Here is a 17,628-nt window from a genome sequence, read left to right on the forward strand (position 1 = left end):
TGGCACGGGCGCTGTTGGCGATCAGATCACTTATACTTTTACGGTTAGCAATACAGGTAATGTAAGCCTGAGCGGCGTGGTGGTAAACGATGCCCTTACAGGCAGCGTGAACCTGGCGGTTACCCCAGCAGTTCTGGCCCCTGGTGACACGGGCACGGCTACGGCTGCTTATACTATTACACAATCAGACCTTAATACAGGTAATGTGACCAATACGGCTACTGCCACAGGTACAGCTCCGGATGCGAGCACGGTGAGCGATACCTCAGGAACTGCTCAGGGCAATGATGACCCAACGGTTATTATTCTTAATCAATTATCAGAATTTAAATTGAGTAAAGAAGGAGTTTATCAGGATACTAATAATGATGGTATTGTTAATATAGGAGATAAAATTTTATTCATTTTTGCAGTACAAAATACTGGTACCACTACAATAACAAATGTTATCGTTACTGACCCAATGGTTACGGTAACTGGGGGACCTTTGGCAAGTCTGGCACCTGGAACTACTGATAATACTACATTCACGGCCCTTTATAGTTTGACCCAACAAGATTTAGATATAGGTGCTGTATATAATTTAGCCGCAGCCGATGCTAAAACTATAAGCGGGAATGCTATTACAACTGATTCTAGGGATCCATCTCCGATAGATTCTAATGATTCCAATTATGATCCACTATGCCCTAACTGTACGGTTGTTGTTTTAAAACAGAAATCAGCTATTGCAGTTATTAAGCACGCAGTGTTTAATGATAATAACGCTGATGCTATTGCTCAGGCAGGGGAAACCATAACCTATTCGTTTACGATCATAAATACTGGAGACGTAACCCTGACAGGCATCACTATTGCAGATCCGCTTCCAGGTATTGTAATGCAGGGAGGTCCAATAACTCTATTGGCTGCAGAAGAAGATACAACAACATTTACAGGAGTTTATACTATTAAGCAGTCAGATATTAATGCAGGAACTGTTGTAAATCAAGCGACAGTTTCGGGTAGGGACCCTTCAAACAGTGTTGTTTCGGATATGTCTGACAATACCGATAAGAATGGTAATAACCCGACTGCTATCTTGTTAAATGGCTGTACTATAGAGGTCTTTAATGCACTCTCTGTTAATGGAGACGGTGAAAATGATACTTTTTATATAGGGGGTATAGAATGTTATCCTGATAATGAACTAGTAATTTATAATCGTTGGGGAGTACAGGTTTATCATGCTAAAGGCTATGACAATAAGGAAAGAGTATTTAGAGGGTATTCTGATGGCCGAGCTACAATTGCAAGTGAGAATAAGCTGCCTTCGGGTACTTATTTCTACGTACTTGAATACATGAAAAATGATGGTTCTGTTCAAAAGAAAAGCGGATATATGAATCTTAATTAATTCCTTAAAAATCAATTTCCGGATTATAAAAACATAAAGAAAATGAAAAAAATAATAATAGTTATTTCATTGTTTATAACGTTAGGATCCAATGCTCAGCAGGATCCACAATACACCCAGTATATGTATAACACTATTAACGTGAATCCTGCTTATGCAGGATCGAGAGGAGTGCTTAGTATTTTTGGACTTCATCGTACGCAGTGGGTAGGTCTAGAAGGTGCCCCTGTAACAAATACGTTATCGGTAAATTCTCCCATAGGTAAAAATGTAGGGTTAGGTGTTTCTTTTATAAACGACCGGATAGGAGTTATGGATGAAAATAGTCTTTCTGTAGATTTCTCCTATACTATAAAAGCTTCTGATACACATAAGCTTGCATTTGGCCTTAAAGGCACAGCAGATGTGTTAAATGTTGATTACACAAAACTCAATATATACAGCCCGACAGACCCTAGTTATCAAACCAATATCGAGAATCATTTTATGCCTAATTTCGGAGTGGGGATTTACTGGTACTCGGATACATCCTATATTGGCTTATCTGTACCCAATCTCTTGGAGTCGGATCATTATGATGATAATGTTGTAGCTGTTGCACAAGAAAAAATGCACTATTATTTGATAGGGGGATATGTCTTTGACTTAAGTTATAATTTAAAGTTTAAACCCGCTGCAATGGTTAAGGCTGCTTTCGGCGCACCCCTCCAGGTTGATTTATCTGCAAATTTTCTTTTTGCGGAAAAATTTACCACAGGTTTAGCCTACAGATGGGATGCTGCTGTAAGTGCCTTGGTAGGCTTTCAGATAACAAAAGGAATTTTTGCAGGATATGCATATGATATGGAGACAACTAAACTACAGAATTATAATTCTGGTTCGCATGAGATTTTTCTGCGTTTTGAATTGTTTAGTAAACAGAAGAACGTAATGGATCCAAGATTCTTTTAAAACTGAAAATTATGCGTAAAATATACTTCATAAAACTAACAATTGCCCTGTGGTCATTAACAATAAATGCACAGGAAGGCAAAATAGCATCAGCAGAAAAGTTATTTAACAAATATGCTTATATAGATGCAATAGAGACCTACCAAAGAGTGGCGGAAAAAGGATATAAGTCTGCTGATCTTTTTGAAAAACTTGGTGATGCCTATTACTTTAATGCGGATTTTTCAAATTCAGTAAAATGGTATACGGAATTATTTTCGCTTAACGAGGCAGTGCCATCAGAATATTATTATCGCTATGCTCAGTCATTAAAAGCAGTTGGCAATTATAATAAGGCAGATTTAATGATGAACAACTTTTTACAAAAAAGTGGCGAACAGGTAAGATCAAAACTCTATGCGGATAATAAAGATTATTTAGCCCAGATAAAGAAGAATTCAGGACGATACCAGATCAGCTCCTCTTCAATAAATTCAAATTATTTGGATTATGGGGCTGCTTTTTATGGAGACAAGCTTGTATTTACCTCTACAAGAGATACAGGGGGAGTTTTTACAAAAAGAATTAACCCCTGGACCAACCAGTCTTTTACTACTCTATATGGGAGTACTATAAAAGGAGACTCGCTTTTGAAACCTGTAAAATTCTCAAAGAATATTAATAGTATTTATCACGAAGCTACTCCTGTTTTTACTAAAAATGGTCAAACAATGTATTTTACGCGTAATAATATAAATAATGGGAAGGTGAAGAAAGATAATTCCGGCAGGGTTCTATTTAAAATTTATCGGGCAGTTTTGGTAAAAGATCAGTGGGTTCAAATAACTGAGCTTCCCTTTAATAGTGACAATTATTCGGTAGCACATCCGGCTTTAAGTCCCGATGAGAAGACTTTGTATTTTGCATCAGATATGCCAGGAACTATTGGCGGCTCTGATATTTATAAAATTGCAATTAATGAAGATGGGACATTTGGCAAACCGGAGAATTTAGGTACAGGAATCAATACAGAAGCAAGAGAAACGTTTCCTTTTATATCTGCAAATAATGAATTATTTTTTGCTTCAGATGGGCATCCTGGTCTGGGAGGACTTGATATTTTTGTGTCAGTTGCTGAAAAGGACAAAGATTTTAAAAATGCAATTAATGTTGGAGAACCCATAAACAGTTCATACGATGATTTCTCTTATATAATTGATGAGCAAACCAAGAAAGGTTATTTTTCATCAAACCGGACAGGAGGAAAGGGATATGATGACATCTACAGCTTTACTGAACTTAAGAAGCTGGAGACAGATTGCAGACAGATGATCACAGGAGTAGTTACAGATGTGGATGATAAATCAATTATATCGGGAGCGCTGGTTATTTTATCTGATGCTAAGTTTAACACAATGAAACAGATTACAACTGGACCTGATGGTAGCTATTCTTTTGAAGCAGACTGCGGAACACTTTATTATATCAAAGCTGAAAAAAAACAATATGCTACAAAGGAGCAGAGCGTTACAACTTTGCCTGAATCCGGTGAAACAAAATCACCTATAAGCCTTGGAAAAGCTACCAGACAGGTTACAATTGGCTCTGATTTAGCACATGTATTTGATATAGAGTTGATTTACTTTGATCTTGATAAGCATAATATAAGAAAAGACGCAGCAATCGACTTGCAAAAGATTATTGAAGTTATGAATCAGTATCCAAAAATGAAGATCGATGTACGTTCCTATACAGACAGTCGTGCTTCTTACCAGTACAATCAAAAGCTCTCTGATCGAAGAGCAGAATCAACTATTAAATATATGATTAAAAATGGCATTGCGGTGGATCGGCTTGCTGGCAGAGGATATGGTGAAACGCAATTAATAAATAAATGCACAGACGGTATAAAATGTACTGAAAAAGAACATCAGCTCAATAGAAGAAGCGAATTTATAATTACAGAAATGTAGTAGTTTTCAGTATAACGATTTCTCCACAGGAATTGATGTGTAATCCAGTCTGTTTTTAAATGTATAATTACGGTAGATATTGCTTCTGATTAAAAGATATATATAAGTTTTCTACAGAAATGCTGAAATCTTTTTAATCATAAAAAAGCCTTATAAATCTTGATTTCTAAGGCTTTTAATCTTTCTAGTAGCGGGAACGGGACTCGAACCCTCCTGATAAAAAACTAAAAAAACATCGTATTCTAAAAGTTTCGAACCTAAACTCGTTAGACTTTGATTTTGCTGAATTTCTATTTTTAAAAAACTACATGCGCCACGATTCTGCCACAAAACTAAATTCTCAATATTTTAGAAAATAAATTGCCGTATCGTTTTAAGTTTTATTGAAAGAAAGATATGAACAGCAAACGCATTTCGTCTCAATTTTCCATTTTAAAAAACAGGTAGTTATACCTGAATTTATATGCTTTATTGTTTTTAAATTTCCCTAAAAAAATCATTAAGAAAAGCAGTATGTAATTATTTATTCATAAAAAAAATGAAGGACTTATATAGCTTTTCCGAACTTTTAAAAAACTAAAGTAACATTGAAAACATCTTTTGAAAACGAATTTGATTGGAGGAAATATTTTATAGTAAGTGAAAATGTAATCCGTCAAAAAGAAAGCTCTGAAATTGAGTTTAAAGAAACTTTCCATAGTCCTAAACATAAGGATAAAAAACTGCAGAAGTGGATTGCAAGTTTTGCAAATTCAAATGGCGGATTAATTATTTATGGTGTTAGGAATAATGGAGAATTAGCTGGGCTTAAAGACGATAGATTCAAGAATTTTGATACTAAAGATTTGTCCCAAGAACTTATCGAATATTTTGCGCCTGAAATTAAATTCGAAATATTTTCAAAAGAAGTCGAAGGATTTGAATTAGGTTTTCTTTACATATATAAGTCAGATGAAAGACCTGTTGTTGCAATAAAAACAGCAAATAATAATATTCAAGAAAGTGATATTTTTTATCGTTATCCAGGTCAAAGTAAGACAATTGCATACGGGGATTTAAGGAATTTAATAGAAGAGAAAAGTAAAGTTCTCAATGATAAATGGATGAAATTAATTAATAACATTGCAACAATAGGAGTAGAAAATGTGGGATTACTAAATATTGAAAATGGGGAATTAATAGGTTCAAGCAGTAAATTGTTAATTCCTGAAGAGTTACTTGCTAAAATTAAATTCATAAATGAAGGACATTTTGTTGAAAATGATGGAGCTCCAGCCTTAAAATTAATTGGCGAAGTTCTTCCTTTGGATAGTACAAAAATTATTCAGTTGGTTGAAAAAAGATATCAAATTATTACACATTTTGAGCTATACCAATCATTTTTTAAACGTGATCTGGATAAAGAGTCCTCAAAAGATTTCTTCCGAAAAGTACTTTATGAAAATACTGTTTACTATCCTATATATTATTATTTATCGGTATGTGAATATACTGAAAACGAGTTGCAAAGTATCTTAAAAAAAGATAAAGGTCAAAAAGTTAGCGACCTGCAAAAAAGATTAAGAGATGAAAAATCAAATAGTAAAAAATTTATTTCTGGTAATATTCAAACTGAAACTAATGCTGCAAATCACATTTCTAAGTTTTTAATTAAATTAAAAGCAAGTGAAGAATTAAATATTAAAGATATTGACCCGTCAGATTTACGATATTTAATTCAAGCTATTACTCATCTTGATAAGTCTACAATAGATATACAATATATTCTTCTTGTGTTAAAACAATTATATGATTATCACTTTACAAAATCTTCAACAACAAAATCATTTATTCGAAGAGCAATTTGTCATGTTGATTTAACAATATATGGTGAAAAATTTTATATAACTTAGTAAAAAAACAATGGATTAATGTTTGAATACGGATATAGATAATTTTATCTTACGGGCGCTTTCTAAATTAATTCTTCCAGTACTTTTTCAGATGTTTTTCTGGAACTGTAGTCCCTGAGGAGTTTATCAAAGGACTGCAGCAACTGTTTTCTGAGCTTTTTGCTTTCTTTGCCGGACTCTTTTAAAGAATTAAAGGCGCCAATAATAAATCGGGTGGTTTCATGATCCCTTTGATAACCCCTATCGCGATGCAGATTATGGTTATCCGATTCTACGGCCATATTAAAAAGATTGATGCAGAGAACAGGATTGTGGCTACACTGCCAGGTCAGGTATCGGACAAGAGAACCTGAAAACTGAAATTTTGGTGATTTAATGTAGTGGGTCAAAAACTCAGAAATATCATCCAGTTTTAGTGTTTCAAATTCTGAATAGAAGATCTGCAGTTTTTCATCTGGATCCGCCTTATCCGCCTCTAAAATATGCAGCAGCACTTTATTTGACCTGTCAGGCGATTCTTCATTGAAGTAGAAATGCTCAAAGATTAAATTAAAAGATGAACTTCCTGCTGAAGAATTAACTGCAATTAAGTTAAACAGCAGTTCTTCCGCTCCTTCTTTTTGCAGAAGATAAGAAAGATGCAGGATGGAAAAAAGCCACCGCGAGTCTTCCTTGCCAAGTAAATTGCATGAAATAAGTCTGCGGTATATTGGAACTAATTTTTTAAAATCATGATTACCCATATACTGCATCGACCAGATTGCGGAGGCCAGCACATAAACATTATCTTCCTTCTTTAGGTGGTCACTAAAGATATTGAAAGATCTTTCGCGGTTGATTTTGTTTAAGTATGCAAAATAGTGGACTATAGTTGCTTTCTGTTCATCAGGGCCGTTTTGAAGCATATCTTGAACCGCAGGGAAGATGAGATCTTCGTACTTATCAATCTGAAGAAAAATAAGATTTTTTGCCGCGCGCCCGTAAATTGTATTTATGCCTGCTGTTAATAGACCCCTGGTAGAAGTTTCGGCATATTTTGAATAGTCTATTTTTTTTCCTTCAACAGCCTTTCCGGTTAAAATTACATAATCCAATATTTCTGCATCTTCAATATTGGATTTTAAAAGGTAATAAGCAATATTCAAAAATGAATATTTATCCAGGAATTTTTCTCTGGACGGCATAATTTTTTTGAACAATTGATGGATTTTTTCGGCGTCAAATTTAGCTTCGCATAGACCTTCAAGTCCATATAGGGCATATTCCAGATTGATTTCACCATCCTGGATTACTTTTTCAATAATCTGCGCTTTTTCCTGGGTAGGGTACTTTTTTGCAAAATCTTTAAAAGCCCTGACGTGTTCGTAAAGTCCGCCTTTTCTTGAATCGCCTTGAAAAGGTTCTCTCTCGGAGTTATATTTTTTAAAGGATTTTATCCATTGTACAGCAGACATCCTCTCGTACGCGATATCTGTCAATGGCCTGTGCACGACACCTGCCAATAGATTATGGGAACGATATGTTTCTTTGTAGGGTTTAAATTTCCGGTTTAATTCAAGTCTTAATATTCTAAGTTCTTTATTCTGGTCAATCATTTCATCCGGAAAACGCTGCAGCAGCACATGCTTGGTATGGCCAATATTCAGATATTTAGTCCGGTCCCCGTAAACTGCTGCCTCTGCCGGGATTTTAAGACTCGTGATCATTGCTGTAATTTCCTTCAGCTGTATCTGGCTGAACAAAGGAAGACTTTTTTGCAATAAGTCACGATACTCGACACCCAGATCACTAGAGGTCATGAATCTTTTAATATTGTAAAAATGCTTAAAAAGCTTAAAAATTTCGTCTAGATAGGTATTTTCAGAACCGCTCAGGGCATGTACCAAAAGTCGCAGCACAGCTTCAAATTCCGAATTTCGGTGCTCTTGGGCAAATCCTAAGAACATTGAATAATGCTTCTTTGCTGTTTGGCGTAGACAGCGTGCCAAAAGCCAGTAATAATATCCTTTGTCATGTAACTCATTATCACTTCTAAGGTTAACATCAGAATAAAAATAATCATCATATAATTCAGAATTAGAATGCTTATTTGCTTCTAATTCCCTAATAAGCATAGGAAGCAGTAAATCAACGATTTTTTCGGGAATATGTTTCGATAAAGTCTTGAATACTTTTTTTTCTTGATGATCGGTCTGCCTTGCTGTCTCCATCCATTCTTTTCTAAGAAATCTTTCCTTAAGAATTTTTAGGCAGTATTTAGGATTAATTTCAGCGATTTTATCCATGGCAAGAAAATAGCCGAAGGGATCATTATTGTAAAAATCAGTGCACTGCTCCAGAAGCTTAAAAGCATTATGGTCTTTCCAGTTTTTTAATCTGCTAAGGATAGTCTCTTTGATGTAAGCATTGTTTAGTTTCAAAATATATGCCCACGCATCAGCATTATTTTTTTCAAGATAGGACTGCAGAAAATCTGAAACATAATGCTGGTAGATTTTATTTCGTTCTTCATTGATCTGTGTGGAATCTGTCTGTCTCAGGGCATTTAAAAAACTGTTTATTATATTTTTTTCCAAAGCAAGTTCAAACCACTTTTCGGATCTGCTGTGTTCGAAGAATAGAAGCTCAAAATCGGTATTTTCGAGCATTATTTGTGATGCCAGTGTTTTTTCTTCAGTGTTGGCATCTTCCAGAAAAAGTAGTAGGGAGAAGCACAATTGCTTGATATGGAAAAAGATTTTTTTATCCCAAAAAATCTTTCGAAGTTCATCAATAAAGATATCAGGGGCATACTGCCTTAAGTAATTAAATATCATTTTTACGGCGGATCTGATAAAAATTGACTGATCTTCTTTATGAATATATTTATAGAGGCTCAATGATTTTTCGACAAATCGTTTAGCGAAAATAAAATCGTAAAAAGTCTGGTGGAAAAACTGTATCTGTGCATCCTCAATTTTGATTAACCGTTCGCTTTCAAGATAATTTAGTTGCTTTTTGTAGTCCTCAAACTGCAGTTCGCTGACAGTTATACTTTGACTGTCAAACATTTTTGCCGCGATTTTAAAAAGCACTTTTTTTAATTCGGCCGGTTGCACAGGTACAGAGGCATCTACCGAGAGTACTTTAAGTTTGTAAAGTTCAGCGTACAGATCCTGAAGGTTTTTAATCGAGTTACCTGACTTTACCGCTGAGGGCAGTCGGGTAAATATATTAATGTGGTTTGGTGTTCTTAAAAGCTGTAAAAGTTTATTGGATAGTCCAGTATATATAATGCCGGCTCTGTCCAGTAAGCTTTTTACTTGCTCTTCAGTAAAAAGTTCAGTATTGACTGTTTTTAAATGCTTGTAAATTCTTAATGAAGGATCATAGTGCAGATCAAAAATCCTAACAGAGATCACAATCCTTATGTTGGTGTCATAAGTATAGGAATCAATTATGTTTTTAAAAACCCGAAGGTAATTGCGGTCTGCAGACATTGCCTGAGAAAGCGCATCAATCTGATCGATTAAGATTACTGTTTTTGGGTATTTTTCTTTACACTGTTCGATAAAATCCAACACTGGGACTGTCAGTCCGATTTTATGCTGGAGTTCGACAATACTGGCACTTACCAGTCTGTCCGCTTTAAGGCCCATAACCGGAATTCCATCTTCAATAAGCTGGTCGTATAAATCTTTTAAAATAACTGTTTTTCCCATTCCCGCATTTCCTGCAAGAAGGCAAATATTCAAATGTCTGCCTTTATCGTCCCTAGTGCAGTCTTCAGTTATCCAATTCAGAAGAGCCTGGGTTTCATTTCTTTCAATGTGGGAATCAGCTACCTCCTCAAGATGGTTTTTTTCCAAAGATAAAGCTGCAGAGCTTTTTTTCAGCGCAGCTTTTATTTTGGGCTCATCAAGGGTTCTGTCAAGGTAATTGATAACCTTTTCTGAGGCCTGCTCATTTAAGACTGTGCGGACTTCAAAGAAAGAATTTATTAAATGGCAGCATGAAGGAAGCGTTAGGAGCGAGTCCAGATCAGAAGGGCCTATTTTTTTAACTTTTATTCTCGAAAAAATATCCAGCAGCGTGGAGAGCAGAGAATTCTGCTGAGGTTTTAGCTCCTGAAGGGTCGGCTTTTTTAAATTACTTGTAATCCAGTTTTGAAGCTCCTGCTGCTCCTGGATAACCTTTTGGTTAAAATTATCAATGAAATCACTGCATGCTGACACAAATCCGGAGGACACGGCAATGTAATAAGTAAAATTATCAGGGTCATCAATAAGGGTGGGTTCTAGTAAACTATAAAGCACAAATTTTGTAATCTCTTCTCCGAATGCGGCAATGGAAAGATTAGAGCTATGCTTTTTGCATTGAATAAGTCCAGTACTTTTTCCGCATGTAAACAAAGCGCAGTCACGTCCTTTCTCGCTCACTCCTGACATTAAACTAATAGTGTCAAACTTTTCAAAGTTACTTTCTCCTATGCGAATGCTGTATAAGGAGTATAACAGCTGTTCAAAACGGCGGGGATCCGCTATCTGATTATATGGAAAAGACTTATTGGCTGGAGACATCGGTTTGTTCTCATCTAGTAAGGAAGCAACAAATGGCTGTTCATAGGTAACTAAAGGCATAAAGATTTCTTTTTAAAACCGAACCATCTGCAATTGAGTTCTGTCCCTGTTTTTTTAATAGATTCTAGGAAGACATGGCAATTTTAAAAAAAAATAAAATGCGGTGGTCTTTAGCATTTCAAATATAACATTTTTTATTTCGATTAACTCGCTAACCAACCAGCGTTTATTAAAAGCATTTGGGAATGGACTTTCCTCAACAATAGAGGAAAAACCATACTTTATGAGCTAATCGATTAAAAATACTCTGAGTTCTTCGGCTTCTTCTAATTTTAAAATAGGTCTTAAGTTTTTAATTTAAATCAAGTTATAATGTTAAATCCCAAAAGTGCATCCCCTACTATGTGGGCAAAGGATATTTATTAATCTTTTCAATTTTTAAATCAGGATAATTTTATGGATATTAATTATAATAAGCATTCTTATGTTAAATTCTATTTACAGGTTCTGACTGTAATTTACTATACTGATCTGTTCCAATTTTTCAAGATTAACTAGTAGAAAATTGTCCAGACCAATCTTATGAAATTTTTGGACATATAAATATATTATTTATTATCTATTATGATAATTTATATAATTGTCTTTGAAAAAAGCTGATATAATATTCTTTTTAATTTTCACCTTTTATAATTAAAGCTCTCTATAATTTTTAGCAAATATGAATAAAATTGAAGTACTTTTACTCTTCTGTTTTTCTTGTTTCATCTAACTTTTTACCTGCCTGATAATATATTAAAATGGTAAATATCCCAGTTATTATTGGTGTTAGAAAAAATACCCAATTAATAATATCATTTAATCCCTTTTTATAATACAATGTTTTTACAGCGTAATATTCAAATAAGAAAGGAAAAAAAACTAATCCGATTATTGTTGGAATCCAGAAAAGACCTAAAAAGCATCCCCAATTTTTAGATTTAACTCTTGTGCTATGATCTATAATATGATCAGCGAATGAAAATGGTTTAAGTCTTTCATTTAAATAAGAGTTTTCTTTGATCGAGAATATTTTGGATGTTAGATTTTTTAGAATGAATTTTTGCTCAATTACTTCAGTCCATATTGCTGCATATTTGTAATAGCTATAGGAAAAGATTGAAGGTATTATTGAAATAGCAAATAAATTATCACGAAGTTTAAATGGCCCCACTGCAATTTCACTAATTTTTGTTTCGACAATTAATGGAAAAGCACAAGATGTTAAAACCATAACTATCAACAGTGAATTTAAAGTTTTTCTATTCTCGTCAATTCTAGAACTTAATAAGTTTAAATATTTTTCTTTTAACTCTACTGTATTAAGTTGTTCAATGATGATTTTCGAAATTTGATTGTCTTTTGTCATTCCGTTTTGTTTTAATACTCGGTATATTTATATTATTCTCATAGATACCTTTTTATCAAATTAAAAGATATTAAGATTATAAATTTGTAACAGAACTATAAATTGTAAGAATGTTTTAACTATATCTTATTACATTTATTTGGTTCCATATTTCCTCGATTTCTTTTTCAACATTTATATTCGGATAATTGAATTTCATTTTTGATAATAGATTTTCATCCAAATCAGATTCGTTTAATAATTCAGGAAATTCATAATTTATACATGTTGTAATAATTTTTATTAACTCAACAACTAAAACTGTTTCGGCATTAGTGTGAGGAATATTAAAAAGTATTGGTTTAAAGTCAGATGCAAAAATTGATTTATCTCCTATTCTATAATTATGAGCTAATATATAATTCCTGTAGTTCTTAAAATCAGACCAAGAGTTCAATCGCTTCATTGCAGGTTTAGTAATTTGTTTTAATCTTTTTATTCTATTCGAAAATTCAGGGTTTGTAGCTATTGAAAATTCTTTATTGTATTCGTCAATAAATGAGCAAGCAATTATATGGGAATAATTTTGAAGTGAACCTGAGATAACTTTTGCTAAGGGTAATCCAGCATAATGATTCTCAAATTTTACTTTGTTTAAATAATCTTCATTATCTCTGTACGTTTTATAGACTTCGTTAAAGAATACCATTTGCGTTCCTAAATGGAGTAATGTTTTATATGATTCGAGTAATCTTTGCATTTATTTTTAAGATTTAAACTAATCGTTATAACAATTTTAAAAACTCTCCATCTTTTTTTACAATTTCAGATTTGACTGCTTTTTTGATGGATTTTAATATATGGTTGCGCATATCTTCTGTAACTCTTGCAAATCCGAAAAGTTTCGCAATTAAGATAACAGCATTATCTGGCTGAATAGCGATAGAACTTTCAACAACTTTAATGATTGCCAAGTTCATCTCTTCATCAGAAATAAGACTTAATTTTTTTGAATTTGGACTAAGTAAACTTCTATCTCTTATTATTGGTAAATGATCTTCAAAATGCCAAAGAAATTCATCTTTCTTTTTAATTAAGCCAGTTCTAATAGCATAATTTACTGCATCTGTAATAGATGCTCTGACACGGCTTCCTATTTTTGAAATGCCATTTGCATCTGCAATTCGACGAGCCATTTCTTCAAAATGAACAGGACTTTCTACTTTTACGACTTCATGTATCCATGCTCCAAGTTTTCCAAGGGAATAAGTATGAATTTCTTGATGGCAAACCTCAATAGGAAGAGAAGCTTTTATATAGCGGGGGATTGAATTATCAATTTCTTCACGCTCTTCTCGGACAAGATTTTTTAAATCTTCCATTAATTCTTCTTCAAGTGCATCATTATGTTCAACTTGATTTTTAGCATTTTCTATAGTTTCTATTAAAAGTCTTAGCTCTCCTTGGGGATTGCGGAACCAATCAGTGCTCCATACATTAAATAATTTCCAGCCCATGCCTTCAAGGACTATAGTTCTTAATCTATCTCGATCCCTAGCTGATTTTGCAGTTTCATAAGACTTTCCGTCGCAGCATATTCCAAGAATATATCTTCCAGGATTATCGTTATCCACTATTGCCAAGTCAATATAAAATCCTGCAGAGCCGACTTTTTCTCTCACGATATAACCATTATCGCGAAGACTTTGGGCAATAATTTCCTCAAATGGCTGGGGTTTAGTTATTATTTCTTCCTTGTCGCTTTCAAACTTCCCGTGCTGTGCATAATAAAGAAAACTTTTTAATGCTCGAATACCAAATTTTGCATTTGGTCCAGGATTCATATCACTGGCTGTAATATTTGTGAATACTTCACATCTGCTTTTTGCCCTTGTAATTAAAACATTTAGTCTTCGTTCACCACCTTCATTATTTAGAGGTCCAAAACTCATAGGTACTTTACCGTCTTCAGTTCTTCCATAACCAATACTAATAAAAATGACATCTCGTTCATCTCCTTGAACATTTTCAAGATTTTTGATAAAAAGAGGTTCAGTAGGGTGGCTCCTAAAGAAACTTTCAACTTCAGGATTTTTTCTTCTTTTTACTTCAAGTGCATTTTGAATAGCCTGCATTTGCGCAGTGCTAAAAGCAACAACGCCGAGACTTAGCTTCGAATTATTTAGAGCATGGTTAATAATAGCATCAGCAACTTTTTCAGCTTCTTTAGGGTTGGTGCGTGTTTTACCTTTGTCATAATAAGTATCTGGCAGGTGATTAAATGCTAAACCCATTTTGCTTTTAGATCCGGGACTTGGAAAAATTATTAATTTATTTTCGTAAAACTCCTGGTTTGACAAATTAATTAAGGATTCATGTCTACTGCGATAATGCCAGCGCAGCATACGTTGAGGAGCACCTTGAGCATCACACATTCCAAGGATGCTCTGCATATCAGCAGTTACGTTTTCTTCATCTTCAATATCGGTATTTAGTTTGTCAAAAAAACTTGTTGGAGGCATTTGTTTTGTATCCCCAACAACAACTACTTGTCTTCCTCGTAAAATAGCACCCAAAGCATCAACAGGACGTACTTGGCTGGCTTCATCAAAAATAACCAGATCGAAATCAATACTATTTGGAGGGAGAAAATTTGCAATTGACATTGGACTCATCATTATAACAGGTTTAATTGCTTGAATTGCCAGTCCTGCTTCCTGCATAAGTTTCCTAATCGGCATATGTCTGGCTTTGCGGTTGAATTCGCTTTTAAGTACATTAATTTGTCCGCCACCTTCCTGTTTTGGTAAACTTTCCCAATGTTTAAGAGCAACTTTGGCGCGATTATAGAACTGATTAAGTACATCGAGTCGTTTAAATTTTTCAATGACTTCCTCATGACTTGATCTTTCAAATTTTCGAAGCTCTACACTATTAGTCATTGCCTGCTCAATCAAATGTTCATACCAAGTTTTTTGTACAGCTGTTTTTAAATGCAAAGCAGCGTCGGACCAGTTATAAACTGCTCTAATCAAATAATCGGCTCCATTTCTTTCAATCTCTTCTTTCATTACGTTCCAAGATACCGCCTGATAAATCTCAGGTAGGTTTTCGAACCATTTTTTTATTAAGCCTTGCTGTTTGGCCAAACTTGTATTTAGTATTTGATTATCTTTTAAATCCAGTTTTTCTAAAAGTGACTTTAATGAAATATTTTGTTTTTCTAAAGCATTCTCTAAATTAATTAAAAAGTCAGTCGCAACAGAAGACTCCTGATTTTTGCTAAGAAAGGATAGAAACGTGTTTGATATTACGTCATCCTGAATAAGGAGGTGTACCCCTTGTAGGTATTGAACTGCTTTTTTAACAGTTTCCCAATCTGTTCGTTTCTTTTGATATCTGCTATCAAATAGTTTTTGCGCTAAAGGTTCTAAAGATAGGAGAGAGGCTGTAAGACGCTTTCCTTCCATTAAAGCATTAACATACTCTAATTTTATGATTAAATCTGAAGGAATAGGAGTTGTGAGAAGTGCCGACAATTTTTTTACACTATTTTTATAATCTCCTATTAAAAATTTATACCACTTACTGCCATGTACAATTAAATTTTGCCTGATTTCAAGCAGATCATAATCCCAAGCTTCTGGAATAACTAAATTATCGTATTGTGTATGTAGCTCCTGTAGTCGAATTCCAGTTTCTAATAATTCGGCAATATCAGCTTGATTATTGAGCCAAGCAGAATCGGTTAAATTCATGGATGTGAGGCCTGGATTCTCAGATGCAGTTTTTATAGTTTTTAATAATAGCTTAACATCATCTATTTCTGTTGACGGATTAATTTCAACATAATTTGAAATGGAAGTAATAAGAGTTATTACCTCATTTGTATCTTTAATTACAATTTGTAATAATTCTTTGGAGGTTTCCTCATCTATTGGGAGGAAAATTTTTAGATCAGTTCCATAAAACAGCAAGTTCTCAGGTTGTCCAATTTTTTCTAGTCTTACCTGTATTTTTTCAGCCAGCTGTTCAACCTCTTTAATCTTTATAGAATCCCATATGCTAATATTTTCAACGTGTATTTTAGGAAATTTATAATCTTTATTATGAGTTGTTATTTTTAGTAAATTTCCCATCACTTCTTGTGCTGAGTAACCACTTTTTGAAATTTCAGAATTTACTGAAGTACAATATTGATTAAGTTCGTTTATCATAGGATGAAGAAATCTAATTTCTTCTTCTAAACGAGTCATTGTTGGCCTGCCTAAATCAAGTATTCGTTTTAATTCATTATGTAATTCTCTTTTGTTTGCTTTGTGGCTATGTAATTCTAAGCATGCTTCTCCTAAGTTAACACTGTCTAATCGTCGTTTAACAACTTCTAATGCGGCCATTTTTTCAGCAACAAAAAGCACTTTTTTTCCATTTCCGACAGCATTTGCTATAAGATTTGTAATTGTTTGTGATTTTCCTGTTCCTGGAGGGCCTTGTATTACCATGTTGCGCCCTTCATGTACAGCAAGCATTGCAATAACTTGTGAACTGTCGGCATCTACGACTTGCATAAGCTCATCAGCATTCGTATCATTATCAAGATGATGTTCTTCACCAATTGATGGTTGAGGTTCATTAAATCCAGTATCAAATAAAGATTTTAAAATACTATGGTTGAATGGTTTTTTATCTTCTGGCCATTTTTCACTGTCTAAATCATGATAAATCATAAATTTACCAAAAGAAAAGAATCCTAATTCTATGGCATCCTCTTCAATTTTCCAATTTTCAATATGGCTGATCCGTTCTTTTATAATACTGTAATATGTTTTAAGATCTAGTTCTTCTTCTTCCGGGAGATCAGGAATAGTGATGTTGTAATCTACCAGCATTTTTGCCTGCAATGATAGATTTGGTCCGATTTCAGTACCACTGTACCTTAAACGAAAACGTTCATTTGCACTGGAACGCTCAAGCACGACGGGAAGTAAAATTAATGGTGCTTTTCTTGTATCGTCAGTATTTCCTTTTTCATACCAATTTAGCGTTCCTAATGCAAGATATAACATGTTGACACCCTGCTCTTCAATGCTTGTTCTAGCAAAATAATAAGTATTTAGTATTTTAGTCTGAAGCTTGGCTTCTGTTTCATTGGTCTGTAATCTGGTATCATTATAAGCATCTTGTATTTCCGGTTCGGTAAGTTCCGGAAGTTCAAATAATTCATCATCTTCATCTTTGCCTGGGCGTCCTAAAAAAGTCATAGCTTTATTCTGCCTGACTAAGATATCATATATCGATGAAGATTGTTCTTGTACAATTTGTAAGCCTTTAACTTTGGATGTCTTATAGTTAAGTAATGTATTACGCATTCCTAGATCTAAAAGTTCTTTACGAGATGCTTCCAATTTAGGTAGAATTGATTCAGACATATATTAAGATAATTAAGTTTCCTAAGTTATTAAATAAAACACTACAAAAAGAGAAAGACAAT

General features: G+C 33.9%; 8 protein-coding genes. 4 read left to right on the forward strand and 4 right to left on the reverse strand.

The window, feature by feature from the left end:
* The 4 genes from EAH81_RS26480 to EAH81_RS26495 form a co-directional block, all read left to right on the forward strand.
* Positions 1-1,396 (forward strand): gliding motility-associated C-terminal domain-containing protein (locus EAH81_RS26480; protein WP_194150836.1); only part of this gene is annotated, 1,396 nt, incomplete at its 5' end.
* A gap of 42 nt (positions 1,397-1,438) precedes the next feature.
* Positions 1,439-2,347, forward strand: a complete 909-nt coding sequence (locus EAH81_RS26485; protein ID WP_140511991.1) for a type IX secretion system membrane protein PorP/SprF — start codon at positions 1,439-1,441, stop codon at positions 2,345-2,347.
* An 11-nt stretch (positions 2,348-2,358) separates the two neighbouring features.
* Positions 2,359-4,299: an OmpA family protein gene (locus tag EAH81_RS26490; protein ID WP_140511992.1), complete on the forward strand. Its 1,941-nt coding sequence runs from the start codon at positions 2,359-2,361 to the stop codon at positions 4,297-4,299.
* 587 nt (positions 4,300-4,886) lie between these two features.
* Positions 4,887-6,191, forward strand: a complete 1,305-nt coding sequence (locus tag EAH81_RS26495; RefSeq protein ID WP_140511993.1) for a helix-turn-helix domain-containing protein — start codon at positions 4,887-4,889, stop codon at positions 6,189-6,191.
* Between the two features lie 62 nt (positions 6,192-6,253).
* Here EAH81_RS26495 and EAH81_RS26500 read toward each other — a convergent pair whose 3' ends face one another.
* The 4 genes from EAH81_RS26500 to EAH81_RS26515 all read right to left on the reverse strand — a co-directional run bounded on the left by EAH81_RS26500 (position 6,254) and on the right by EAH81_RS26515 (position 17,566).
* The gene (locus EAH81_RS26500; RefSeq protein WP_140511994.1) at positions 6,254-10,810 is read right to left on the reverse strand and encodes an NACHT domain-containing protein; all 4,557 of its coding nucleotides are present in this window, start codon (positions 10,808-10,810) and stop codon (positions 6,254-6,256) included.
* 682 nt (positions 10,811-11,492) lie between these two features.
* Positions 11,493-12,158, reverse strand: a complete 666-nt coding sequence (locus EAH81_RS26505; RefSeq protein WP_140511995.1) for a hypothetical protein — start codon at positions 12,156-12,158, stop codon at positions 11,493-11,495.
* Positions 12,159-12,273: 115 nt separating this feature from the next.
* Complete coding sequence (locus EAH81_RS26510; RefSeq protein WP_140511996.1) at positions 12,274-12,897, reverse strand: hypothetical protein; 624 nt, start codon at positions 12,895-12,897, stop codon at positions 12,274-12,276.
* Between the two features lie 25 nt (positions 12,898-12,922).
* Positions 12,923-17,566, reverse strand: a complete 4,644-nt coding sequence (locus EAH81_RS26515; protein ID WP_140511997.1) for a DUF3320 domain-containing protein — start codon at positions 17,564-17,566, stop codon at positions 12,923-12,925.
* Positions 17,567-17,628 lie beyond the last annotated feature (62 nt).

The sequence above is a fragment of the Flavobacterium pectinovorum genome, assembly GCF_006438875.1.
Classification (GTDB): Bacteria; Bacteroidota; Bacteroidia; order Flavobacteriales; family Flavobacteriaceae; genus Flavobacterium; species Flavobacterium pectinovorum_A.